Source organism: Enterobacter cloacae complex sp. P13B, from assembly GCF_014895915.1.
GTDB classification, from domain to species: domain Bacteria; phylum Pseudomonadota; class Gammaproteobacteria; order Enterobacterales; family Enterobacteriaceae; genus Enterobacter; species Enterobacter bugandensis.
Map to the genome: position 1 here is coordinate 20,489 of NZ_JADBQN010000021.1, position 24,366 is coordinate 44,854.

14 protein-coding genes are annotated in these 24,366 nt (G+C 61.1%); 7 read left to right on the forward strand and 7 right to left on the reverse strand.

The features are described from left to right. Nucleotides 1–259 precede the first annotated feature (259 nt). The 5 genes from IM273_RS10700 to IM273_RS10720 all read left to right on the forward strand — a co-directional run bounded on the left by IM273_RS10700 (nt 260) and on the right by IM273_RS10720 (nt 15,543). On the forward strand, nt 260–10,369 hold the full coding sequence (locus IM273_RS10700) for a BapA/Bap/LapF family large adhesin (RefSeq protein ID WP_193051739.1): 10,110 nt from the start codon (nt 260–262) through the stop codon (nt 10,367–10,369). Between the two features lie 80 nt (nt 10,370–10,449). Further along, nucleotides 10,450–11,853: a TolC family outer membrane protein gene (locus tag IM273_RS10705; RefSeq protein ID WP_193051738.1), complete on the forward strand. Its 1,404-nt coding sequence runs from the start codon at nt 10,450–10,452 to the stop codon at nt 11,851–11,853. Next, complete coding sequence (locus IM273_RS10710; protein ID WP_028014148.1) at nt 11,850–14,045, forward strand: type I secretion system permease/ATPase; 2,196 nt, start codon at nt 11,850–11,852, stop codon at nt 14,043–14,045. The genes IM273_RS10705 and IM273_RS10710 overlap by 4 nt, the downstream gene beginning before the upstream one ends. 10 nt (nt 14,046–14,055) lie before the next feature. Further along, nucleotides 14,056–15,225 carry an HlyD family efflux transporter periplasmic adaptor subunit gene (locus IM273_RS10715; RefSeq protein ID WP_088204896.1) on the forward strand — a complete coding sequence of 390 codons (1,170 nt, stop codon included), beginning with the start codon at nt 14,056–14,058 and terminating at the stop codon, nt 15,223–15,225. Between the two features lie 15 nt (nt 15,226–15,240). Then, nucleotides 15,241–15,543 (forward strand): HigA family addiction module antitoxin, encoded by a 303-nt coding sequence (locus IM273_RS10720; protein ID WP_275155743.1) that lies wholly within the window; start codon nt 15,241–15,243, stop codon nt 15,541–15,543. Nucleotide 15,544: 1 nt separating this feature from the next. Here IM273_RS10720 and IM273_RS10725 read toward each other — a convergent pair whose 3' ends face one another. Further along, nucleotides 15,545–16,276: a helix-turn-helix domain-containing protein gene (locus IM273_RS10725; protein WP_193051736.1), complete on the reverse strand. Its 732-nt coding sequence runs from the start codon at nt 16,274–16,276 to the stop codon at nt 15,545–15,547. Between the two features lie 97 nt (nt 16,277–16,373). Between IM273_RS10725 and IM273_RS10730 the strand changes: the two genes are divergently transcribed. After that, nucleotides 16,374–16,793 (forward strand): nuclear transport factor 2 family protein, encoded by a 420-nt coding sequence (locus tag IM273_RS10730; protein ID WP_023619020.1) that lies wholly within the window; start codon nt 16,374–16,376, stop codon nt 16,791–16,793. Nucleotides 16,794–16,838: 45 nt separating this feature from the next. Here the strand turns inward: IM273_RS10730 and IM273_RS10735 are convergent, their stop codons facing one another. Both IM273_RS10735 and IM273_RS10740 read right to left on the reverse strand, forming a co-directional pair. Beyond that, complete coding sequence (locus IM273_RS10735; RefSeq protein WP_028014153.1) at nt 16,839–18,020, reverse strand: PLP-dependent aminotransferase family protein; 1,182 nt, start codon at nt 18,018–18,020, stop codon at nt 16,839–16,841. A gap of 20 nt (nt 18,021–18,040) precedes the next feature. Then, the gene (locus IM273_RS10740; RefSeq protein ID WP_063437854.1) at nt 18,041–18,928 is read right to left on the reverse strand and encodes a LysR family transcriptional regulator; all 888 of its coding nucleotides are present in this window, start codon (nt 18,926–18,928) and stop codon (nt 18,041–18,043) included. 97 nt (nt 18,929–19,025) lie between these two features. On the opposite strand from IM273_RS10740, the gene IM273_RS10745 reads away from it, so the two are divergent. Beyond that, nucleotides 19,026–19,628, forward strand: coding sequence for a short chain dehydrogenase (locus IM273_RS10745; protein ID WP_126344982.1), 603 nt, complete (start codon nt 19,026–19,028; stop codon nt 19,626–19,628). Here the strand turns inward: IM273_RS10745 and IM273_RS10750 are convergent. The 4 genes from IM273_RS10750 to IM273_RS10765 all read right to left on the reverse strand — a co-directional run bounded on the left by IM273_RS10750 (nt 19,622) and on the right by IM273_RS10765 (nt 24,360). Beyond that, entirely contained in the window at nt 19,622–20,356 is a 735-nt protein-coding gene (locus tag IM273_RS10750; RefSeq protein ID WP_193051735.1) for a bifunctional 2-polyprenyl-6-hydroxyphenol methylase/3-demethylubiquinol 3-O-methyltransferase UbiG, read from the reverse strand. The genes IM273_RS10745 and IM273_RS10750 overlap by 7 nt on opposite strands. Before the next feature lie 119 nt (nt 20,357–20,475). Further along, nucleotides 20,476–21,855 carry an amidohydrolase family protein gene (locus IM273_RS10755; protein WP_193051734.1) on the reverse strand — a complete coding sequence of 460 codons (1,380 nt, stop codon included), beginning with the start codon at nt 21,853–21,855 and terminating at the stop codon, nt 20,476–20,478. Nucleotide 21,856: 1 nt separating this feature from the next. Then, complete coding sequence (locus tag IM273_RS10760; RefSeq protein WP_193051733.1) at nt 21,857–22,813, reverse strand: carbamate kinase family protein; 957 nt, start codon at nt 22,811–22,813, stop codon at nt 21,857–21,859. After that, on the reverse strand, nt 22,810–24,360 hold the full coding sequence (locus IM273_RS10765; protein WP_045260886.1) for a hypothetical protein: 1,551 nt from the start codon (nt 24,358–24,360) through the stop codon (nt 22,810–22,812). The genes IM273_RS10760 and IM273_RS10765 overlap by 4 nt, the downstream gene beginning before the upstream one ends. Nucleotides 24,361–24,366 lie beyond the last annotated feature (6 nt).

Below are 24,366 nucleotides of genomic sequence, written 5' to 3' on the forward strand. Positions count from 1 at the left end.
TTATATCCTCAAAACCAAATCCTCTATTAATTACAGGGTTTTATAAGGCACAAAATACGCATAGCAAACATTCTGACTCGTAAGTAATTACATTCGCTCTGATGTTGCCACTCTGAATCCTGGCGGGCATCGTTCGCTCTAAAAAAGACGGTGAGTGCTGTTTAAAAAACAGTAACTCCGCCGGGGGCGCCCTTTACCTTCTCCAGAGATGGCTCGTCTTGCTCGTCGTTCACGATAACTCTGCTGGAGTAATACCTAAATGAGCCAAATCTCTGTTATATCAAAACTCACTGGCGTGGAAACGACTACGGAAGGCACACAGGTTACGCTGAGCCATTCCTCTATCGTTGAGCTTCATGTAGAGCGAGCCGATGTCTCCCACTTCGCGCGAAGTGGTAACGATCTGGTGGTGACACTGCACTCAGGGGAAGTGATCACCCTTAAAAATTTCTATGTCACCGACGCGCAGGGCGTGAGCCAGCTGGTGCTCCAGGAGAGTGACGGTGCGTTATGGTGGATTGAAGATCCAACCGGAGCCGCCACGTACGAATCCATCGCGTCCACGGACGCCGTGCTGGCCGCATCCGGGAGTGATGCAGGTGGTGCCGCCATCTGGCCGTGGGCGCTGGGCGGCATTGTCGCGGCTGGCGCCATCGCGGCGGTGGCAAGCTCCAGCGGCGGCGGCGGCGGGGATGACGATGATGGGAATAACAACAATCCTAACCCTAACCCCAGTACGCCAGTCGATCCCACCAACCCGGATACAACACCGCCGAATGCACCCTCCGGCCTTCAGTTCTCGTCGGACGGTAAAAGCGTCACCGGTACCGCCGAGCCCGGCAGTACCATCACGCTGAAAGACGCGAACGGCAACGTCCTTGGCACCGGAAAAACCGGCAGTGACGGAAACTTTACTGTGTCTCTCGGCACTCCGCTGACCAACGGCGAACAGGTGACCGCCACCGCGACGGATGCGGCCGGGAATACCAGCCAGGGCACAACGATTACGGCGCCGGATCTCACCGCACCCGATGCCCCAACGATCGGCAGCGTGACGGACGATATTGATCCTCAAACGGGGTCGGTCACTAACGGCGGCAGCACCAACGATCCACGCCCGCAGCTCAGCGGCACCGCGGAGGCGAGCTCCACCGTAACCATCTATGACGGCGGAGTCGCCATTGGCACGGCGCTCGTCGCCAGCAACGGCACCTGGACATTTACCCCGTCAACCGATCTGACTGAAAGCACCCACCAGATTACCGTGCGGGCAACCGACGCCGCCGGCAACCTCGGACCAGCCTCACTGGTATTTACCCTCACCGTGGATCTTACCCCGCCGACCGCGCCAACCGCGATTGTGCTGACCGACGACACGGGTGCGATCAGAGGGACCATAACCGCAGGCACACCTACCGATGCGTCAAAGCCGATCCTGGCGGGAACGGGCGAGCCCGGTGGCACAATCACTATCTACGATAACGGCGTTGCGGTTGGAACCACAACGGTGCTGCCGAACGGCACCTGGAGCGTCACGCCAGAGGGCCCGCTCGCGGACGGAACGCACACGATAACCGTCGTTGAAACCGATGCAGCCGGAAACCAGAGTGCGGCCTCAGAGCCAATCATCTTCACCGTGGACACCACGCCGCCGCTGGCCCCCGGCGACCTCGTCGTATCGAATGATGGCGGCACCATCACCGGCACCGCGGAGCCTGGCAGCACGGTAACCATCCGTGAAGGCGACGCTATCCTTGGCACCCCTGTGGCCGACAGCGAGGGCAACTTTAGCCTGACGCTGACCCCGCCTAAGCTCAACGGCGAAATCCTGACCGCAGACGCCACCGACGCTGCGGGCAACACGGGGCCAGCAACCTCCGCAGCTGCGCCGGATGTCACCCCTCCGCAGGCCCCGGTTATCGTGTCGGTGATTGACGACGTGCTGAACACAACCGGTCCCGTGGACCAGAATGGGCTGACCAACGACCGGGCGCCGACCCTGAACGGCACGGGCGAACCCGGTTCGACCATCACGATTTTCAACGGCAGCGATATCATCGGCACGGTGGCCGTCCCCTCATCCGGCCTGTGGAGCTTTACGCCGCCCTCTCCGCTGGCTGATGGTACGTACGTGCTGACGGCAACGGCGACGGATGCCGCCGGTAACCCGAGCGGACAATCGAACGCGTGGACCATTATCGTCGACGGGACGGCACCGGCCGCCCCGGTGATTACGCAGGTCGTTGACGATGTGCCTGAACGAACCGGCTCGCTCGACCTCAATGAGACCACCAATGATTCAACCCCGACGCTCAGCGGTACCGCCGCGGCCAACGCCACGGTCACCATCCGCGTGGATGGGGTTGATATTGGAACCACCGTCGCCGATGGCCTCGGCGCGTGGAGCTTTACTCCGGACACCCCGATCGCTGAGGGTCAACATACCCTGACCGCCGTCGCAACTGACGCGGCGGGCAACATTAGCGACGTATCCAACAGCTGGGGCATCATCATTGACAGCGTTGCCCCGGATGCGCCGGTCATTACCCAGGTGGTGGATGACGTGCCAGAGCGCCTCGGCGCGCTCAACTCTGGCGACAGCACCAATGACACCACGCCGACGCTCAACGGCACCGCGGAGCCGGGCTCAACCGTCACCATCCGCCAGGACGGCGTCGATCTCACGACAATTGTGATCGACAGCAGCGGCACGTGGACCTATACCCCAACCACACCGCTTGTTAACGGCACCTATACCTTTACCGCTGTCACCACCGATGGAGCGGGTAATACCAGCCAGCCGTCAGGCGGCTTTACCCTGACCGTCGATACCACGCCGCCAGCGGCGGCCACCATCGCCACCGTAACCGATGACGTCGGCGGCGTTAACGGGCCGCTTACCAGCGGCGACACCACCGACGACACCACGCCGACCCTGAGCGGCACCGCCCCGGCAGATGCGGTGATTACCGTCTATGACGGTACCACCCTGCTCGGCACCGCGACCCTCGACGGCAGCGGCGGCTGGAGCTTTACCCCCGTTATCCCGCTCACCGACGGCCCGCATACGCTGACGGTGCATGCCACGGATGCCGCGGGCAATACCACCATCTCAACGCCGTTTGAACTGACGGTAGATACCGTTCCGCCAGCCACGCCGGAGATCCCGGCAATCACCGTCAATCCTGACGGCACAGAAACGCCGCTGAACCCGGGAGAAACCACCCGCGACACCACGCCGACCCTGAGCGGCACCGGCAATCCGGGCGATACCGTGACCATCTACAACGGTGGGGTCAAGCTTGATGATGTGCTCGTGGACGGCACCGGCAACTGGACCTGGACGCCAGCTACCCCGCTGCCTAACGGCACCTATGACATTACCCTGACCGTCACCAATATGGACGGCACGGGCAACGAAAGCGCCCCGTCCCAGCCGGTCACCATCACCATTGATACCGATGCGCCAACAGCACCAGCAGCACCGGTGATTACCGATAGCGTCAGCCAGATAACCGGCCCCGTTCCCGATGGCGGAACCACCAACGATCCGCGCCCGATCCTGAGCGGCACCGGTACGGCGAATGACGTTATCAACATCACTGATACCGTTAACGGCACACCGACCATCGTGGGCACCGTAACGGTAGACAGCAACGGCAACTGGAGCTGGCGTCCTGACAGTAATATTGGGGAAGGCAGCCACGTCTATACCGCCACCGCCACCGATGAGGCGGGCAACGTCTCTGACCCGTCGCCAGCGATTACGATTACCGTGGATACCGTAGCACCGGATGTTCCGTCGATCAGCGCCGTAGGGGGTGAAGCAAACGGCGGCTACATCACGGATACCACCCCCACAGTGGGCGGAACCGGCGTTAACGGTGAGACGGTGATCGTCTACAACAACGGCGTCGAGCTGGGGCGCGTTGTTGTGGTTAACGGCGAATGGAGCCTTATTCTGCCAACGCAAACGGACGGCCCGCTGAACATCACCGTCGCAGGCGTTGACGCGGCGGGTAACGTCAGCGCGCTCAGCCCGGTCTTTACCGTCACCCTCGATACCGTTGCGCCTGAAGTCCCGGCCATTACCGAGGTTGAGGGCAGCCAGCTGTCTAATAACCTGCTTTATACGAATGACGGCACGCCGACCCTGACCGGGACCGGCGAGCCCGGCGCCACCGTTATCGTCTCCATCGACGGTACCCCGTCAGGAGCACCGGTAACGATACAGCCGGATGGCACCTGGAGCTGGACTGCCGACGCGACGCTGCCGGATGCTACATATACCTTCACCGTCTCTTCCAGCGATCCGGCGGGCAATATTTCAGGGAGTTCCGCACCGGTGAGCGTGACGGTAGATACCGTCGCCCCGGCAGATCCGGGCAACATGAGCCTGCCAGATGAAGGAACACCGCTGACCGGTACCGGCGAAGAGGGAAGCACCATTACCGTGAAAGACAGCGGTGGCACGGTCATTGGTACCGGCGTTGTCGGCAGCGACGGCAGCTTCTCCATTGCGCTGAGCCCGGCGCAGCTGGATCCAACCACGCTGACCGTGACCGCCACGGACGCCGCAGGAAATGCCAGCGCTGACGTGCCTTTTATCGTCACCGACTCGCCGCTTGAGCTGCCGCAGGTTCCCGTTATTACGGCCATCGTTGATGACGTGGACCCGGTCACCGGCGATGTGAAAGGCAAAACCACCAACGACACCACGCCAACGCTTACCGGTACGGCCGAAGCGGGCAGCGTGATTACTATCTATCAGGACGGTAGCACGACGCCATTAACAACGGTGACCGCCGACGGCAGCGGCAACTGGAGCTATACGCCGGCCGCGCTTGGCGAGGGGCTGCACACCTTTGAGGTGACCGCGACCCTCAACGGTGCCACAAGCGGCCGCTCTCCGGCGGCCAGCGTAACCGTCGATCTGACCGCGCCGGGCACGCCAACTATTGGCTCGGTCATTGACGACGTGGGTCCTGTCACCGGTCCGCTGACCAGCGGCCAGACCACCAACGACAGCCAGCCGACCCTCACCGGCACCGGCGCGGTGGGTGACACCATCTCCATCTACAACAACGGCGTGCTGCTGGACAGCGTGGTGGTTGGTAATACCGGCACCTGGAGCTACACCACGCCCGCCCTGCCAGAAGGCAGTAATGTTCTGACCATCCGCGAGACCGATCCGGCGGGAAATCAGAGCGGTCCTTCGGCGGACTTCACCATCGTGGTGGATTCCATTTCCACCACGCCGGTCATCACCAGCGTAACGGATAATGTGGGCAATACCGCCACCCCGGTAGCCAGCGGCAGCGAAACGAACGACGCCACGCCAACCCTTTCGGGGACAGCGGACGCAAACAGCATCGTAACCATTTTCGATGGCGCAACCCAGATTGCCGTGGTTACGGCTGATGGCACCGGCGCGTGGAGCTTTACGCCAGAGACCGCGCTTGTCGAAGGGCCACACGCGTTCACGGTTCAGGCAACCGATCCGCAGGGTAACCTGAGCCTGGTCTCCGACCCGTGGAGCGTGGTGGTTGACCTCACGGCGCCGACGGTTCCAACGCTGGATACGGTAAGTGATAACGTCCCTGGCGGCGTCACGGGCAACCTCACCAGCGGACAGTCGACCAACGACAACACCCCAACGATTAGCGGCACCGGACAGGCAGGCAGCACCATCTACATCATGAATAACGGTACGCAGTTGGGTACGACGACCGTCGGCGGAAACGGTAACTGGTCCTTCACCCCGACCACGCCGCTGGACGACGGCAGCTACTCCCTGCGCGCGTACGCAACGGATGCCGCGGGCAACGCCTCGGCGAACTCGTCGGTCTTCGCCTTCACCGTCGATACCGCAGGCCCCGGCGTGCCGGTGGTAACCAGCGTGATTGACGATGTCGCACCGATCACGGGGACGCTCACGTCGGGTAACAGCACTAACGACGCGCGTCCGACCTTCAACGGTACGGGCGACGTGGGTTCTACGGTGCACGTGATTGTTGATGGCAACGAAATTGGCACCGCCGTGGTCAATGCCCAGGGCAGCTGGACCTTCACGCCGGGTACCGATCTGATCGACGGACCGCATGCCATTACCTTCAACGCCACCGACGCGGCGGGCAACGTGGGTACTGCAACGGCACCGTTTAACCTGACGGTGGATACGGGCGTGCCGTCTGCGCCGGTCATTTCAGCCGCGGCAGATAACGTGGGCAGTATTCAAACCCCGCTCACTTCCGGGCAAAGCACCGACGACACCACGCCAACGCTGAGCGGCACCGCGACGGCCAACGCCACGGTCACTATCTATGAAAACGGGCAGCCTGTCGGCACCGCGCTGGCTGACGGTACCGGTGCATGGAGCTTTACGCCGTCCACGCCACTGGCGGCTGGCAGCCACACCTGGACCGCCACGGTCACCGATGCCGCAGGAAACATCAGCCCCGCCTCGCCAGGCTTTACGTTGGTTGTCGATAGCACGGCACCCACCGCGCCGGTTATCAGCCAGGCGCTTGACGATGTGGGGAACATTACCGGGCCAATCACGTCCGGGCAGACGATCGACGACACCGTACCGCGGCTGGTCGGAACCAGCGAACCGTTTGCCACCGTGAATATCTATGAGGGAACCACGCTGGTCGGGACGGGCACCGCAGACGGCAGCGGCAGCTGGAGTATCTTACTCAATACCACGCTGACAGAGGGGGCGCACAGCTTCACCGCGCAGGCTACGGATGCCGCAGGCAACACCAGCGCGTCGTCCGCAAGCTTCAGTCTGACGATTGACACCGCACCGCCAGCGCTGCCGGTGCTCACCAGCATTCTGGATGACGTCGGCAATGCGGCAACGCCAGTCGCGAACGGAGGAATAACCAACGACGCGCAGCCAACCCTCAGCGGTACGGCAGAAGCGGGTTCTACGGTGAAAATCTTCGATAACGGCGTGCAGATTGGCAGCGTGATCGCCACCGGCGGGGCGTGGAGCTATACGCCTTCTCCGGCGCTGGGCAACGGCCCGCACACGTTGACCTTTACCGCCACCGATGCGACGGGCAATGCCAGCGCGCCAACCGCCGGGTACACGATTAACGTCGATACCCTTGCTCCGGCAGCGCCGGTCATCAGCTCGGTAATTGATGATGTCGGTAGCGTCATCGGTCCGGTAACCGGCACCACCCCGACCAACGACACGCGTCCGGCCCTGAGCGGGACCGCCGAAGCGAATGCAACGGTACGGATCTACGATGGCATCACGCTGGTGGGCACCGTCACCGCCGACGGCAATGGCAACTGGACGCTGCCGGAAACCACCACGCTGACGCAGGGCACCCACAACTTCACCGCCACGGCCACCGATGCCGCAGGCAACACCAGCCCGGCATCGGCCGTGACGACGATTATCGTCGATCTGACCGCGCCAACGGCACCAACCGGAACCTTCAACGCCGACGGTAGCGTATTAACCGGCAATGCTGAAGCAGGCAGTACCGTCACCATCCGTCTCGCGGACGGCTCAACGGTCACGACCACAGCGGGCAGCAACGGCACGTACAGCTACACCTTCGTTAACAAACAGACTGAAGGCCAGACGCTGCAAATCACCGCCACCGACGCGGCGGGCAATATCTCACAGCCCGGCTCGGCGCTCGCGCCGGTGGTGCCGCTCTCCGCCAGCAATAATGTCGAAGAGCTGGATCTCAGCACCACGGCCACCGTCACCAACAGCCAGTACAGCGACTACGGCTTCCTGCTGGTCGGCGCCGTGGGCAACGTCCTGACGCTGCTCGGTAATGACACCGCTCAGGTCAACTTCACCGTGGGCAGCGGCGGCAGCGCGGATATCGTCGTGAACGCCAACGCCACGGGGGCCGTGCTCTCTCTGCTCAACACCCTTGAGCTGGTGGTTCAGCGCTTTGACACCGTTAACAACACCTGGACTACCGTAGTCGATACCGGACAGCCGCAGTTTGCTGACCTGCTGACCCTCGGCGCAACCGGCGTATCGCTGAACCTGACCGGGCTGGCAGACGGCAACTACCGCGTGCTGAGCTATAACACCAACCTGCTGGCAACCGGCTCCTACACCAGCCTCGACGTGGCGGTGAAAGAGACCGGGCCGGGCACCGTTACGGGCGACACCAGCCTCGGCGGTAACGTGATCACCGACGTTGACCCAACCGCAGGCAGCGACAACGCTCCGGCAGGGGCAACGGTCACGGCCGTCACTAACGCCCAGGGTGTCACCACCAGCGTCACTGCCGACGGCACGGTGATCCAGGGCCAGTACGGTACGCTGACCATTAACCGCGACGGCAGTTACACCTACGATCTGACCAACACCAGCGCATCGGTGATTGGCCGGACGGAGAGCTTCAGCTACACCATCACGCATAACGGCGTCAGCGCGTCGGCGAATCTGGTGCTGTCGCTGGGCACCGGTACCGCCACCAGCGGTATTGTCGCGGTTGACGATACGAACTCGCTGACCTTCGATACCACCGTCAACGCGATTGACAACGGTACGTCGTCCCAGGGCGGCTTTACCCTGGTGGGAATCAATCTCGGCAACACGCTGGGGCTGAACCTGCTGGACGATATGACCAATCCCATCATCTATAACGTGGAGGAAGGCACTACCCGCACCATGACCATCCAGGCCTCCGTGGGCGGCGTGGCGCTGGCGTCGGTGTTTGATCTGTACGTCTATAAGTTCAACAACGCGACCCAGACCTTCGAGCAGATGCGCGTTGAACCAGGCTGGCTGCGCGCGCCGCTGTTGGGCGGCACCTCGCCTCAGCTGACGCTGCAGCTGCCGGCCGGTGAGTACCTGTTCCTGCTGAATACGGCTGCGGGGATCACCGCCCTGACGGCCTACACGCTGGACGTGCTGCAGGATCATGTCTACAGCGTGGCGAGCGTCAGCGCGAGCACTACCGGGGACGTTCTGTCGGATGATATTGCGCCAGTCGGCACGCTGGTGACGGAAGTTAACGGCGTAGCGGTGAACAGCAGCGGTCTGACGAACATTACCGGCGAGTACGGTACGCTGAGCATCAGCGCGGCCGGGGAGTACACCTACACCCTGAATAGCGGCGTCGGCGTTGACCACATCAGCACCCCGGATACCTTCGTCTACACCATTACCGCGCCGGACGGCACGAAAGACACGGCTTCGCTCAACATCACCCCAACCGCGCAGCCGATGAATGCGGTGAATGATGTCAGCACCGCGATGGACGTGACGTCGGTACACCACACCGCCGCGTACTCGGATACAACCGTCGGGACGGCGAGCTGGAACGCCGCGCTGCTCGCTTCAACCCAGGGCTCCGGCTCCGGCACCTTCGTGGTGGATGCCAATACCGCGCTGCACAACGTGGTGCTGTCGTTTAACGTCGCCTCGTTGCTGACGCTTACAGGGTTGACGGTTGACTGGACGCTGACCAACGGCGCCACCACCGTCAGAACCGGCTCGTTCAACGGCGGGCTGCTGCTGGGCGGCACGGCAACGGTCAACCTGACGGGTCTCGACCTGGAGGCGGGGACCTACACCCTGAGCTATACCGGCAGAATGGGGCCGCTGGGAGTAGGAAATATCACCATCACCCCAAGCGTCACCGGCACAAGCTACTCGCTGTCGCAGTTCGACGCCACGGGCACCCACACCGTTGACGGCAACATTTTCGACGGCACCGGTTCCGCAGGGACGATGGACCAGCTGCACTCGGTGGATACCCGCGTGAGCATTACCGGCTACGACGGCGTTACCACTACGCTGGATCCCTACACCGGCAGCACGCAGTCGAGCATCACGGGTCACTACGGCACGCTGGCGATTGCCGCAGACGGCAGTTACACCTATACGCTCAACCCGGGGATATCGCTCTCTACCATTACCACGAAGGAGGTCTTTAACTACACCCTGACCGATGCCAACGGCACCACGGACACCGCGTCGCTGACCATCAACATGGCGCCGAAATTTATCAGTTCGGAGCATAACGATGTGATTAGCGGTACGGCCTACGGCGACACGCTGATTTATCAGGTGCTGAACAGCACGGCGGGCAACGCGACGGGGGGCAACATCACCAGCGCCGGCGGCGACCACTGGACGAACTTCTCCCTGGCGCAGGGAGACAAGATCGACATTGGCGATCTGCTGGTGGGCTGGGACGGTAATACCGCCTCGCTGGGGAATTATATCAATGTCACGCAAAGCGGTAGCAACACTGTGATCTCCATCGACCGTGACGGCGCAGGGAGCACCTACACTAATACTGCACTCGTTACGCTTGATAACGTGCAGACCACGTACGACGAGCTTGTGAACCAGCAACACATCATTACCTGATAGCACCTGCAGGACATGACCCGGGCGCACAGCGCCCGGGCATAAATAATAAAGCTGTACTTATTTATTAGGGACAAGACATGGGAATAAAGATGCCTTACTGGTGGCTCTCGTGCTGCCTGATATCTATACCCGCCATCGCGGCAAACCCGGCGGCAACCATCAATACCGGACAGCTCCGCGAAACGCAGGAACTCCCCTCACTGAATGGCCGCGTCGCCCCGGTGGCAGGCAAAGCCGCTCCCGGTTCACTACAGCTTGGCGAGGCCGTTAATCGCGCCGTCACCTGGCACCCGGCGATCGCTGAAGCCGTGGGCAAACTCTACGAACAGAACGAAGAGGTCGACGTCGCCAAATCGAAATACTATCCGCAAATCAACGCCGGCATGGACAACGGGTATTCCCACGACGGCGACCAGAACGGCTTTACGCCGTCGCTGGTGCTCTCTCTTTCACAGATGCTCTACGACTTCGGCAAAGTGGCAAGCCAGGTGCGGGCCGAAAACGCCGGGGTCGCCCAGCAGCAGGCCAACGTGCTGGTCAGCATCGACACCATCGCCCACGATACCGCTATCGCCATGGTGCAGGTGCAAACCTGGCAGCAGATGGTCGACACCGCCAAAGAGCAGCTTGACGCCCTCTCATCAATCGGCAAGCTGACCCGCCTGCGTAACGACGAAGGGGCCACCTCGCTCTCTGACGTGGTGCAGACCGACGCGCGCATTGAAGGGGCGCGCGCCCAGCTGATGCAGTATCAGGCCAGCCTCGACAGCGCCCGCGCCACGCTGATGAGCTTTCTCGGCTGGAACAGCCTGAACGATATCAGCAATGACTTTCCGCAGAAGCTGGCCCGCAGCTGCGATATCGCCGAGCCGGACGATCGTCTGGTGCCTGCGGTCCTCGCTGCCTGGGCACAGGCGAACGTCGCTCAGGCTAACCTTGACTACGCCGACGCGCAGATGACGCCAACCGTCTCGCTGGAGCCGGAAGTCCGTCACTATCTGAACGATCGCTACGCGGGTAACGAAACGCGGGACCGCACCCAATATTCCGCCTGGGTGAAAGTCCAGATGCCGCTCTATCAGGGCGGCGGACTCACCGCCCGACGCAACGCCGCCGGTCACGCGGTGGAAGCGGCGCAGTCGACCATTCAGCGCACGCGCCTCGATGTCCGCCAGAAGCTGCTGGAGGCCCGCAGCCAGGTCATGAGCCTGCAAAGCACGCTGCAAATTCAGGGCCGCCAGGAGGCGCTCAGCGCCCGCACCCGCGAGCTCTACCAGCAGCAGTATCTCGATCTCGGCTCGCGCCCGCTGCTGGACGTGCTCAACGCCGAGCAGGAGGTCTATCAGGCGCGCTTTACCCAGCAGCAGACCCTCGGTCAGTTGCATCAGCTGCAGCTCAACTGCCTCTATAACACCGGGCAATTGCGTCATGCGTTCGATCTTGATAACCGCACCATCCAGACCGTGGAGATCCAGCCATGAAGCAACGCGACATCCCGCAGGGGGAAACGATGACGGATGAGGCGCTGGAGCAGTGGGCTCAGGCGTTTGGCTTTGTCGCCACGCGCTACCGCGTTGCCTGTTCGCCAGGCTCGCTCGTCGCGGGCGCGCCGTGGCTGAAAGGCAAACCGATGGTGCCCGCGCTGACTCAGCTTGCCCGTGAAGCCGGGCTGACGTTCCAGCTGCTGACGGCCGATCAGCAGTCGATCAACAGCTGGCGTCTGCCGGTGGTGGTGGCGCTGAACGACGGAAAAATCGGCGTGATCGAGAATTTCGACGGAGAAGATACGCTCGAGGTCAGCTTTTTCGACGACAAGACATACACCAACCGCCTGTCGATGAGCGCAATGTTGCCCGCCATCCGCCACGTTATCGCCCTGCGTCCGCTGGCCGCGCTTAAGGACAGCCGCGTGGACGCCTACATCTCAAAGTACCGTCCGGACTGGCTCTACCGGCTGGTGATGCGCGACCTGCGCCCCTACAGCTGGGTGATGCTGGCGGCGCTGTTTATCAATGTGCTCTCCCTCTCCGGCATTGTCTTTTCCATGCAGGTGTATGACCGGGTGATCCCCGCCCAGTCCTACCCGACGCTCTACGTGCTGACCATCGGGGTGCTGATCGCCACCCTGTTTGGCTTTGTGCTGCGCGTTGCGCGCGGGCACATTATGGATCTGCTGGGCAAACGCTCGGATCTGCGCGTCTCGGATCGCGTGTTCGGCCACGCGTTACGGCTGCGCCACAGCGCCATTCCGCGCTCCACCGGCAGCTTTATCTCCCAGCTGCGCGAGCTGGAGCAGATCCGCGAGATGGTCACCTCCTCCACCATCTCGACGATTGTCGATCTGCCCTTCTTCTTCCTGTTTGTGGTGGTGCTGGCGATCATCGCGCCGCAGCTGGCGTGGATCGCCCCGGTGGCGGCAGTGATCATGGTGCTGCCGGGCCTGCTGCTGCAAAAGAAGCTGGCGGAGCTGGCGAAGCAGTCGGCGCATGAATCCACCCTGCGCAACGCGGTGCTGGTGGAGAGCGTGCAGGGGCTGGAGGACATCAAGCTGATGCAGGCGGAGAACCGCTTTTTGCAGCAGTGGAACAGCTATATCCAGATCACCGCGGAATCCGGCCTGCGCACCCGCGAGCTGACGCAGAACCTGATCAGCTGGGGGATGACCGTTCAGAGCCTGGTTTACGCCGCCGTGATCGTGGTTGGCGCGCCGATGGTGATTGACGGCACGCTGACCACCGGCTCGGTGGTAGCCGCCTCAATGCTGGCCTCCCGGATGATCGCCCCGATGGCGACGCTGTGCGGCGTGCTCGCCCGCTGGCAGCAGGTGAAAGCCGCCAAAGAGGGGCTGGACAGCATTATGCAGCTTCCTACTGAAAATCAGCGTGAAGAGACGCCGATCCGCCAGGACGTGCTGCGCGGACACTATCTTTTCGAGCAGGCGCAGTTCCGCTATCAGCCGGAAGATCCGCGCATGGCGCTGCGCATTAACCGTCTGGAGATCAGGCCGGGCGAGAAAGTGGCGATCCTCGGGCGTAACGGCGCGGGCAAATCCACTCTCCTGCAGGCGATGGCGGGCGGCATGGATCTGGCGGCCGGCGAGTTGCGGCTCGACAACCTCAGCCTGCCGCATCTGGACGTGGCCGACGTGCGGCGAAACGTTGGCTTTATGACCCAGAACGCGCGGCTGTTTTACGGCACCCTGCGCGAGAACATCACCCTCGGCATGCCGCGCGCCACCGACGAAGAGATTTTCGAGGTGCTGGAGATGTGCGGCGCAGCCAGTTTTGTGCAGAAGCTGCCAAAGGGGCTGGACTACCCGATCATGGAGAACGGCGTGGGATTGTCCGGCGGGCAGCGGCAGTCGATTCTGCTGGCGCGGATGCTGCTGCGCGATCCGAATATCGTGCTGATGGACGAACCGACCGCTTCCCTTGACGAACACACCGAGCGGGAATTTATCCAGCGCCTGGGGGCGTGGCTCGGCAACCGGACGCTGGTTGTCGCCACCCACCGCGTGCCGGTGCTGGAGCTGGTGGAGCGCGTGGTCGTGCTGAAAGATGGGATGCTGGTCATGGACGCGCCAAAAGCGCAGGCGCTGAACAACAGCCGCATGCAGCAACAGCAGCAGGCAGCAACCGGACGGGAGTGGAAAAATGAAAATCAGTCAGCGTGACGTGGCCGCGATGGACGATCTGGATAATGCGCTCGACTCCGAAAGCGGCTATACCGGCGCGCGGCGGATTGTGATCTTTTCGCTGCTGATGTTTGTGGCGCTGGGCGTCTGGGCGTGGTTTGGGATGCTGGATGAAGTCTCAACGGGAACCGGAAAAGTGATCCCCAGCTCGCGCGAGCAGGTGTTGCAGTCGCTGGATGGGGGGATCCTCACCGAGCTGAACGTACACGAAGGCGATCAGGTGCAGGCCGGACAGGTGCTGGCGCGGCTGGATCCAACGCGTTCCGAATCGAACGTCGGCGAAAGCGCGGCGCGCTACCGCGCGTCGCTTGCCTCCAGCGCCCGTCTGTACGCCGAGGTGAACGATCTGCCGCTGAAGTTCCCGCCTTCGCTGGAGAAATGGACCGAACTGACCGCCGCCGAAACGCGGCTCTACAATTCGCGCCGCGCGCAGCTGGAGGACACGCAGCGTGAACTGCGTTCAGCGTTAGATCTCGCAAACAAAGAGCTGGCAATCACCCAGCGGCTGGTAAAAACCGGCGCCGCCAGCCACGTGGAAGTGCTCCGCCTGCAGCGGCAGAAAAGCGACCTGGAGCTGAAGCTCACCGACGTGCGTTCCCAGTACTACGTTCAGGCGCGCGAGGCGCTATCCAAGGCCAACGCCGAGGTGGATATGGTCTCGGCGATCCTCAAAGGCCGCGAGGATTCCGTCACCCGCCTGACGGTAAAATCCCCGGTGCGCGGGATCGTGAAAAACATCAAAGTCACCACCATCGGCGGGGTGATCCCGCCCAACGGCGAGCTGATGGAGATTGTGCCGGTGGACGATCATCTGCTGATTGAAACCCGCCTCTCGCCGCGCGATATCGCCTTTATCCACCCGAACCAGGAGGCGCTGGTGAAGATCACCGCCTACGATTACGCCATCTACGGCGGGCTGCACGGGGTGGTGGAGACCATATCACCGGACACTATCCAGGACGAGGCCAAGCCGGAGGTGTTCTACTACCGCGTGTTTATCCGCACCAGCCAGGATTACCTGGTGAATAAGGCGGGCAGGCATTTCTCGATCGTGCCGGGGATGATTGCCACAGTGGACATCAAGACCGGAGAGAAAACGGTACTGGATTATCTGATCAAGCCGTTTAACCGGGCGAAGGAGGCGCTGAGGGAGCGATAGTCTTCGCCGGGCGATGTGTTGCAGTATGAATATCTTGAGCCGCTCAATCTGAAAATTAGCGATCTTGCGGAAATGCTTAACATGCACCGTAACACCATCAGTGCTCTCGTTAATAATAATCGTAAACTGACGGCCGATATGGCAATCAGACTGGCCAAGGCATTCGATACCACCATTGAATTCTGGTTGAACCTGCAGCTAAACGTCGACGTCTGGGAAGCGCAAACCAATTCCCGGACTCAGGAGGAGTTGAGCCGTATAAAAACGATTGCAGAAATCATGGCAAAAAGGAAATCAGGCCAGCCGGATGTGGCCTGAATCAAACCGGCTCTACAGCGCCACCTTTAATCCCCCACTGTCCCGGCGTTTTACCGGTCCACAATCTGAAAACTTCAATAAATGCGCTGACGCTGCTGTAGCCGCAGGACAGCGCAATCCATCCCACCGGCTTCCCCGCCGCCAGCCACTCCATTGCCTGCATGACGCGCGCCAGCTGCCGCCAGTTGACGAAGTTCATTCCCGTCTGGGCGCTAAATCGACGGTTAAACGTACGCACGCTCATCCCGGCATGGCTGGCATGGCTCTTGACCGTTTGATTATCATCGACACACTGCAGCAAGTGGCTGACCACCTTCTTCAGACGCGGATCCGTTGGTACGGGCAGATAAAAGCGCACCTGAGGCGTCAGGGCAAGCTCATCCAGCAGCAGGGTGAGCTTTCGCGGATCGTACTCGTTTTCTGCAACGCTTAAGCGGGAAAACAGTGCATGAGTGAGATCGTCGGGCTCGAACAGCGCGGGGGCATCGGGAAGCATTGCACAGCACGCAGGGTCAAGATAGATAGCGCAGCCTTCTATCGCGCTTTCAGAAAAGGCGGCGTGCTGCTGGCCCGGCGGGATCCAGCCAATATGGTTTGCCGGTACAACCGAACGCCCCTGTTGGGTCTCAATCACCAGCAGCCCCGTTGCAATACGCCAGAGTTGTCCCGTGGGATGGCTGTGCCACGCGGTGCGATAACCGCCGTGATGGCGGAGCGTCTCTGTACCGATCATCTTGTCCTGGCCGAAAATCGTTATTCATCGACGTATTACAGAAACTGCGCCGTCGACTGTCAAGGATAATGGTGGCTCAACTACACAAGGAGCCAATATGAGCATCATCACAACCCTGATAGCCCAGCCTGACAATACCCTACAGCGCGAAAAAATGGCGTGCCTGTTAAGCCGCTTGTTCAAAGGCGAATTAGATCCCGCAGAGGTGTTCACGCCCGATTACCAGCAGTACACGGATGGTCACGCACTTGATTATCGGGGTTTTGTGCAGCACCTGAACCACGTCCGCTCGCAGATCCGCGCGATCGCATTCAGGGTAGAAGAGCTGGCCTGTCACGAGAATCTTTTAGCAGACCGGCACTGGGCTACGGTGACGTATCCAGATGGTCGCCAGGCGGAATTAGAGGTGTATATGTTTGCCGCATTGCGCGAGGGGAAAATCTGTCGTATCCATGAAGTGACGCAGACGATCGGCGGCGATGCTTCAGACCGCGCGCTCGCCCACGCCACGCAATAAGCTCACCCTGCGCGCACAACGGCAACTGCCGTTATGCGCGCTCTGTTACAGGGAGATCTTCAGGCGTCGAACCGCTTCTTTAAGCTGCTCATCCGTTGGGGTGACGAATGACATGCGCAGCGTTGTCTGGTCCGGTTCGTTGCAGTAGAAGAACTCGCCCGGTACAAACACCACGCCATTGCTTAAGGTTTTTTCCAGCCATTTCGTCGTATTCATGCCGTTGTTCATTTTTGCCCACAGGAACATCCCGCCCTTCGGCTTGTGGAACGACATCACATCGCCCAGCTCGGCTTCCAGTTCCGTTGCAAACGTCTGGTATTTCTGGCGATAGGCCTCGCGGATCATTTTAATCTGGTTCGCCAGACGCCCGGTTTTCAGGTACTCGTAAGTCATCAGCTGAGACAGCGTGCTGGTGTGCAGATCGGTGGTTTGCTTGAGGTTCACCACCGCGCGCTTCAGCCATTCCGGCACCAGCACCCAGCCCACGCGGGTGCCCGGCGCGAGGATTTTGGAGAAGGTAGAGGTGTACACCACGTTATCTTCATTGCCGATATCTTTCGCATGGGCAATCAGCGGGCGGAACACGTCGTCGGTGTAGTTAATTTCGCTGTACGGATCGTCTTCGATAATCACGAAATCATAGCGCTTTGATAATTCCACCAGCTGTTTACGGCGCGCTTCGGAAAGCGTTACGCCGCCAGGGTTGCCAAAGGTTGGAACGATATAAACCGCCTTGATGGTTTTCTTCGCCACCAACGCTTCAAGTTCATCGACCTTCATGCCGTCGCCGTCGGTGCCGACGGATTCAAAATTCGCCTGTGCCAGGCCAAAGACCTGCAGCGCGGCGAGATAGGTAGGACGTTCAACGACAACCGTATCGCCCGGATTAATTAACGCACGCGCCAGCACGTCCAGAGATTGTTGAGAGCCGGAAGTAATGACCACGTCATCGGCCTTACAGGCGATGCCGCGCCCCTCGCAGATGCGTTTAATTTCTTCGCGCAGCCCCGGTACGCCTTCCGTCAGGCCATACTGGAACGCCTCGCCAAAATTCTGTGACAACACGGCATCGGCGGCAATTTTAAGCCCTTCGCGATCGAACAGGTCCGGATTGGGAATACCGCCGCCCAGCGAAATCACGCCCGCCATTTTGCTATGTTTTAATAATTCACGGATGGCAGATGATTGCAGGCCCTGCGCGCTGCTGGCGAGTTTGTTTGCAGACATTCTTTGATTACCTTCTTTTTTTATATTGTGCCCAATCTTAGCAGAATATGAGCAATAAATTCCGTTAGCTTAGGGAGGGGACGCAAATCCTGACGCCACAGTAAATGCACCGGCCTCGGCGCGGGCGTGAACGGCTCCAGCACACGCACCAGCCTGCCGCTTGCCAGCTCTTCCGCCACCAGCACTTCCGGTTGCAGCAGCAGCCCTGCCCCGGCTCGCGCCGCCATGCGTAAGCCGTAGCCGTCGTTGCATCTTAAGATCGCATCCCGCTTCCAGCGCACCTCCCCTTCCGCACCCGGCAGCCGCCACTCGTTGCGCGCGGTCCACACCGTGTGCGACAGGCACAGATGATCCACCAGATCGGCGGGCGTCTGCGGCGTGCCGTGTCGCGCCAGATAATCCGGCGCGGCGCAGATCACCATGTTGTAGGGACACAGATATTTCGCCACCAGATCGTCATTGCGGATATCGCCAATGCGAATGGCCAGATCGACCCCCTCTTCCACCAGATCGACCATCCGGTTGGTGAGATCCAGTTCGATACGCACTTCCGGGTAGCGCTGCAAAAATGTGGCCGTCAGAGGGGCGATCGCGCAGCCGCCAAACGACGTGGGGGCGGTGACGCGCAGGGTGCCGGCGGGCGTCGCGCGCAGCCGTTCAACCGCGCTTTCGGCAATCGAGACCTGCTCCAGCACGCGCCTGGCCTCTTCGAAATAAACGCGTCCGGCGTCGGTCAGGCTCTGGCGACGGGTATTGCGCTCCAGCAGCCGCGTGCCGAGCTGAGATTCGAGCAGCGCAATATATTTCCCGACCATCACCGCCGACATCTCCAGCCGCGCCGCCGCGCCGGTGAAGCTGCCGCTCTCTACCACCGCGATAAACGTCTCCATGCCGCGAAGCTTATCCATATTCCAAACTCCTGGTTAGTAATCATCTAACTTTAGCCCAGTTTATCTGAATTTTTATTTATTAAAGAATGAGGGCTCACAACATGAGGAGTCGGATATGAAAATCGTCATTATTGGTGCCAGCGGTACGGTCGGTCGTGCCGTAACCGAAGAGTTAAGCCGTCGTCACGAGGTCATCCGCGTGGGTCGCACGCGGGGCGACTACCAGGTGGATATCACCTCGCAGGCGAGCGTGAAGGCGCTGTTTGAGAAAATCGGCCCGGTGGATGCGATTGTCTCCGCCAGCGGTGGTCTCTACTTTGGCCCGCTCGCGACCATGAAGGACAGCGACTTCAACCAGGGCCTGCAGGACAAGCTGCTCGGGCAGGTGCGTCTGGCGCTGACCGGCCAGCATTATCTGAACGAAGGCGGCTCGATTACGCTGATAAGCGGGATTGTGGCGCACGAGCCGATTGCGCAGGGCGTAAATGCCACCACGGTCAATGCGGCGCTGGAAGGGTTTGTCCGCGCCGCAGCTTGCGAACTGCCGCGCGGGATCCGCATTAACCTGATTAGCCCAACGGTACTGACGGAATCCGCCGAAGCATATGACGGGTTCTTCCCTGGCTTTGAAAGCGTTCCCGCCGCGACCGTGGCCCAGGCCTACCGCCGCAGCGTGGAAGGGGTGCAGAGCGGGCGGGTGTATAAGGTAGGTTACTGAGCCTTACGGGCGGACATCAGCACCAGCATCGGGCGCTCCGCCTCTTCAGACAATGCAGGCCAGGCGTCAATCTGCGCCTGCGTTGGTCCCCACTCATTGACTTCACTTATCGTTAACCCGGCCTTTATCAGCGCGTTAAGCGTGGTGCCCAGCGTGCGGTGGTATTTAATCACTCCATCCGCCAGCCAGTTGCTGACGCGCTGGCTTTCGTCCTGATAATGGTTCACGCCCCAGAACCGCTCGCCACTGTCGTCGGTCAGCCAGCCCTGACGGGTGGCGCAGGTGTAAATTGGGTGCTCCATCGAGAAGACCAGGCTGCCACCCGGTTTTAGCGCACGCTGAACATTGGCGAATAGCGTGTCCAGCTCCGGCAGGTAGTGTAGCGCCAGCGAGCTGTAGACCAGATCGAGACTGTTTTCGCGAAGCTGAAGAGATTCCAGATCGCTACGCTGATAGTGAATCTGTACGTCATCCGTCAGTTCAGCCGCGCGGGCAAGCATTTTTTCTGAGATATCGACGCCCGTAACGTCGCTAGCGCCCAGTTCGCGCGCCGCGCGGCAGAACCAGCCGTAACCGCAGCCGAGATCGATAACCGCTTTGCCGGTTAAATCAGGCAGCATTGCCTTGAGCGCAGGCCACTCAGGCGCACCGTCCAGCCCGTGCACCGAACGCGGAAGCTGAGCGTAGCCTTCAAAAAACGCCGGGTTGTCGTAGATGTTTTGTGCCATGGCAGCTCCCTCTTTAAAAATGTGCATAGCAGTATACTGCATTGTCGGGTGGCGTTTTCACCTTACCCGACCTACGATCCCATGTTGACCCGGTAAGCGCAGCGCCACCCGGATCGCTTTTAGCCAACAACACCCCAGACGAGATTCCCCTTGTGGAACGTCGCGGTCCGCGGAGAAATGCGCGCCACCGCCTCGGCGGAACAGGAGGCGTCCACCAGCACAAAGCTGGCGTCGTCCTGCGCTTTCGGCCATACGCGTTCACCTTTATCGTTAAGCGGCAGCACGTCGCCGGTGGCGATGCCGAGCGCGCGGGAGAGCGTCTGCTCGTTCGGGCGAATATAGAGCTGGGCGTACAGATTGGCTTTCTCCAGCATGTCCCCCAGACCGTACGGCGACCAGTGGTCGATCACGCTGTCGGTGCCGGTCATAACAAACACGCCCTTCTCCCGCAGCTGCTTCAGCGGCATGTGCAGGGTGCCAATCGGCACGGTGGAGGCGATGGTCACCTGCTGCGCCGCCATGCGGGTGGCAATCTCATCCACCTGCTGCTCGTTGAGCGTCGCCAGCGCGAAGGCGTGGCTGATGGTCAGCTTCCCCTTCAGCTCCGGCGTTTTCTCCACGGTTTCCACCATGTAGTTCACCGCCGCCACGCCCGCCGGGCTGGTTTCATGGAGGTGAATATCCACCCCTTTGTCGTAATCCAGCGCAATCTGGAACATAGTATCGAGCGATTTCTCCATCGCGCCGTCAACGCTGGTTGGGTCCAGCCCGCCTACGTAGTGCGCCCCCGCCTGCATCGCCTCGCGCATCAGCTTTTCAGCGTTGGAGAGCAGCAGGCCGTGCTGCGGGAAGGCAACGATTTCGCAGTCAAAACCTGCGCTGCGGCGCGCCAGCACCGCCTGCAAATTTTCCAGGTTTTTCAGGCCGGAAACCGGCTCAATATTGCAGTGGCTGCGGGCGATGGTGGACCCTTTCGACTGGATCAGGTCGATCAGCTTTTCGGCGCGTTCTTGCGTGTAGGGCTGTAACTCCGGCAGCAACGTCTGCTCCAGGCGGATCATGTCCTGAATGGTGGTGCCCGCCGGACGGTTCAGGGAGCGCCACGGGCCGCCGTAGAAGGTTTTATCCAGGTGAATGTGCATGTCGCGCATCGCCGGAAGCATCAGCTTTTTACCCGCGTCGTAGTGCGGCAGCGCGGCGTCGGCGTGGCTGCCGTTGTCGCGCAGGGCGACAATTTTCCCGTCTTTAATCTCCAGCGTTTTCAGCTCGGTGCGGGTGCTCGTCGCCACGCTGCCGTCGACGTTGAACCCGGCCTCCAGCAGCACGTTGTCCAGATAGTAATGTTTCGCGATGATCTTCATCGGTTTCCCCGTCTCGCAGGTTGCCTTTGCAGTGTCGGCAGCATACGCGACGGAGCCGGTGGCGCCAAACAGCGCGCAGGCGGTGACCATTTTGCCGCTCTGGCTGATAAACTCGCGGCGGCTTTTGTTTTCACTCATCTTATCTTCCTTCATTAACAATGTGGGTACCCGTTTCACCGCGCAGCGCCGCGGGCAGGCGGTCCGGCGAGGTGATGATCACGCGCCTGCCGCCGTGGCGTAAAAATGCCAGCGAGGCGACGATTTTGGGCAGCATGCTGCCCGCCGGAAAGTGTCCTTCATCCATGTAGCGCGTCATCAGCGCCACGCTGACGGTGTCCAGCGCCTGCTGGTCTGGCTTGCCGAAGTTAACGCAGACTTTCTCCACGCCGGTAGTTATCACCAGCACGTCGGCGCAAATCTCACGGGCCAGCAGCGCGGTGGAGAGATCTTTATCGATAACCGCATCCACGCTCTGATAATCCCCCTGCTCGCTGCGCACCACGGGAATGCCTCCGCCGCCCGCGCCGATGACCACAAAACCTTTCTGCGTTAGCGCTTTAATCGCATCCGCCTCGACGATGCGCAGCGGCTGGGGCGAGGCCACCACGCGGCGATAGCCCCGGCCTGAATCCTCGACAAAATGCCAGTCCGGGTGCGCGAGCTGTAGCTCGTCGCGCTGCGCCTCGCTGAAGAACGCGCCGATCGGTTTTGTCGGGTGCGTAAAGCCGGGATCGTTTTTATCCACCTCCACCTGAGTGACGACCGTGACCGCCTTTTGCTCGCCACGCGCCGCCAGGCGGTTGTTGAGCGCCTGCTGGATCAGGTAGCCGATGCCGCCCTGGGTATCCGCCACGCAGTTTGCCAGCGGGGTCAGCGGCAGCCCTTCCCGCTCGTGGGCGATCTCGGCGCGGCGCAGATCCAGTCCCACCTGCGGGCCGTTGCCGTGGGTGAGGACGATGTCATAGTCGGAGGCCAGCATTTCGAGCACCGACTCGGCCACCGCTTTGACCGCCTGCGCCTGATGTTCAACCGACTGGCTGGCGTTGTCTTTGATAATGCTGTTGCCGCCGATGGCGACGACCATTAGCTCTTTCATACGTTTTCCTTCGCAACAGTAACTTCAGCGCTCGCAACTTCGCGGCTGTCGAGGAAATGCTTCACCACAAACATGCCGCCCATCATCAGGTAGGCCGTGACGAACATCAGGGAACTGCCCTCGGCAAAGCCCACCACTGGCGCGTGGATCACGCCAAACAGCGCCAGCAGCGCGCCTCCTGCGGCGGCGACGGCCCCGCGCAGCGGTTTGTTGATGATGGCGAAGATAGCGATACAGCCCCAGAGCATGCTGGCGAGCGGCGCACCGTTGCCGAGGTGCATCAGCCCCTCGTAGTAGATCCCTTTGCTGTGCAGCACGTCGGTGCCAATTTTCGCCGCGCTGGTTCCCGCCGCGCTCATCACGCTGTTCATCATGGTCAGCGCCCAGTTAGCGATCCACGGGAACAGGCAGATAAAGATGACGGGCACCTCCACTTTGGGCGTTTCCCGCACCACCTGGTTGGCGGTGACAACACCGATAAACACCAGAATCGGCACGATAGCGGTCATCGGTATGATGGCGAGCATAAACGCCCCCAGCCCGAACAGCGGCACGATGAACATGGTCACGCCGGACGCCAGCGTGTAGCCGATGCTCGCCCCCATCGCCTTCCAGCCGGGATGGCCCACGTAGACCGTGACCGGGAACGGGTTGCCCATCAGGCAGCCGAGCATGGAAGCCAGGCCGTTCGCCAGCATCACCTTGCGGGTCGGGTACTCATCCCCCGCTGCGTGGGCGCTTTCGATGTTCTCCAGGTCAAAGATGTAGTTCGCCAGACCCAGCGGTACGGCGGACGCCAGATAAGGCAGCGCGTGTGGCAGGCCCTGCATAAAGCTGTCCACGTGGACCTCCGGCGGGTTAAAGCCGAAGGATGACATGGACGCCTTAATGGCATCCGGGCTTTGCAGTCCGGAAATCCACGCCAGTGCCGTTCCGGCAATCAGCAGCAGCAGGCCGGTCGGGATTTTGGCGAAAATCGGCTTTTTACCGAACCAGTTAATGAAGATCAGCAGCAGAACGATGAACGACACGGTGGGCGCTTCGAACGCCTGCAACATCGGGTTCATCGCCAGCAGCAGCAGGCCAAGACCGGACAGGCACGACAGCAGCACGGTACGCGGGATCATCTTGCGGATGGTCTCACCCAGGAACGAGCCGCCCGCGAGGATCATCGCTTCCACGAAGCACCACACCAGGCCAATCTGGATCGCGAAATCCGCATCACCGGTTTGCTGGTAGACGGGCATCAGGACCAGGAAGGTCACGGTAAAAATCGAGGGTGCGCTCGGGCCGGACGGCAGCGCGGTGACGTCCGTACGTCCGGTGGCGCGCGCCATTTGCAGGCCAAACCATGTGTAGCATAAGCTCGCTACCAGCACCGCCAGCCCGAAGGCCGGCGCGATGCGTCCATAAACAATCTCCTTCGGGATGCCGACGACAAAAATGAGCAACCCCATCATGGTCAGCAAATTAGTCAGGTTGTTGGTCATCAACCCGAAATAGGCCGCCCAGTCACCTCTTTTCCACTCCAGTTTCATGTTTTTCATGGATGC

What these genes read in the sequence shown, in the direction of transcription:
- IM273_RS10765 (WP_045260886.1), bottom strand. Translation starts at nt 24,360, where the DNA reads ATGAAAAACATGAAACTGGAGTGGAAAAGAGGTGACTGGGCGGCCTAT.
- IM273_RS10715 (WP_088204896.1), top strand. Translation starts at nt 14,056, where the DNA reads ATGGACGATCTGGATAATGCGCTCGACTCCGAAAGCGGCTATACCGGC.
- IM273_RS10745 (WP_126344982.1), top strand. Translation starts at nt 19,026, where the DNA reads ATGAAAATCGTCATTATTGGTGCCAGCGGTACGGTCGGTCGTGCCGTA.
- IM273_RS10740 (WP_063437854.1), bottom strand. Translation starts at nt 18,928, where the DNA reads ATGGATAAGCTTCGCGGCATGGAGACGTTTATCGCGGTGGTAGAGAGC.
- IM273_RS10730 (WP_023619020.1), top strand. Translation starts at nt 16,374, where the DNA reads ATGAGCATCATCACAACCCTGATAGCCCAGCCTGACAATACCCTACAG.
- IM273_RS10700 (WP_193051739.1), top strand. Translation starts at nt 260, where the DNA reads ATGAGCCAAATCTCTGTTATATCAAAACTCACTGGCGTGGAAACGACT.
- IM273_RS10705 (WP_193051738.1), top strand. Translation starts at nt 10,450, where the DNA reads ATGGGAATAAAGATGCCTTACTGGTGGCTCTCGTGCTGCCTGATATCT.
- IM273_RS10710 (WP_028014148.1), top strand. Translation starts at nt 11,850, where the DNA reads ATGAAGCAACGCGACATCCCGCAGGGGGAAACGATGACGGATGAGGCG.
- IM273_RS10735 (WP_028014153.1), bottom strand. Translation starts at nt 18,020, where the DNA reads ATGTCTGCAAACAAACTCGCCAGCAGCGCGCAGGGCCTGCAATCATCT.
- IM273_RS10755 (WP_193051734.1), bottom strand. Translation starts at nt 21,855, where the DNA reads ATGAGTGAAAACAAAAGCCGCCGCGAGTTTATCAGCCAGAGCGGCAAA.
- IM273_RS10760 (WP_193051733.1), bottom strand. Translation starts at nt 22,813, where the DNA reads ATGAAAGAGCTAATGGTCGTCGCCATCGGCGGCAACAGCATTATCAAA.
- IM273_RS10750 (WP_193051735.1), bottom strand. Translation starts at nt 20,356, where the DNA reads ATGGCACAAAACATCTACGACAACCCGGCGTTTTTTGAAGGCTACGCT.
- IM273_RS10725 (WP_193051736.1), bottom strand. Translation starts at nt 16,276, where the DNA reads ATGATCGGTACAGAGACGCTCCGCCATCACGGCGGTTATCGCACCGCG.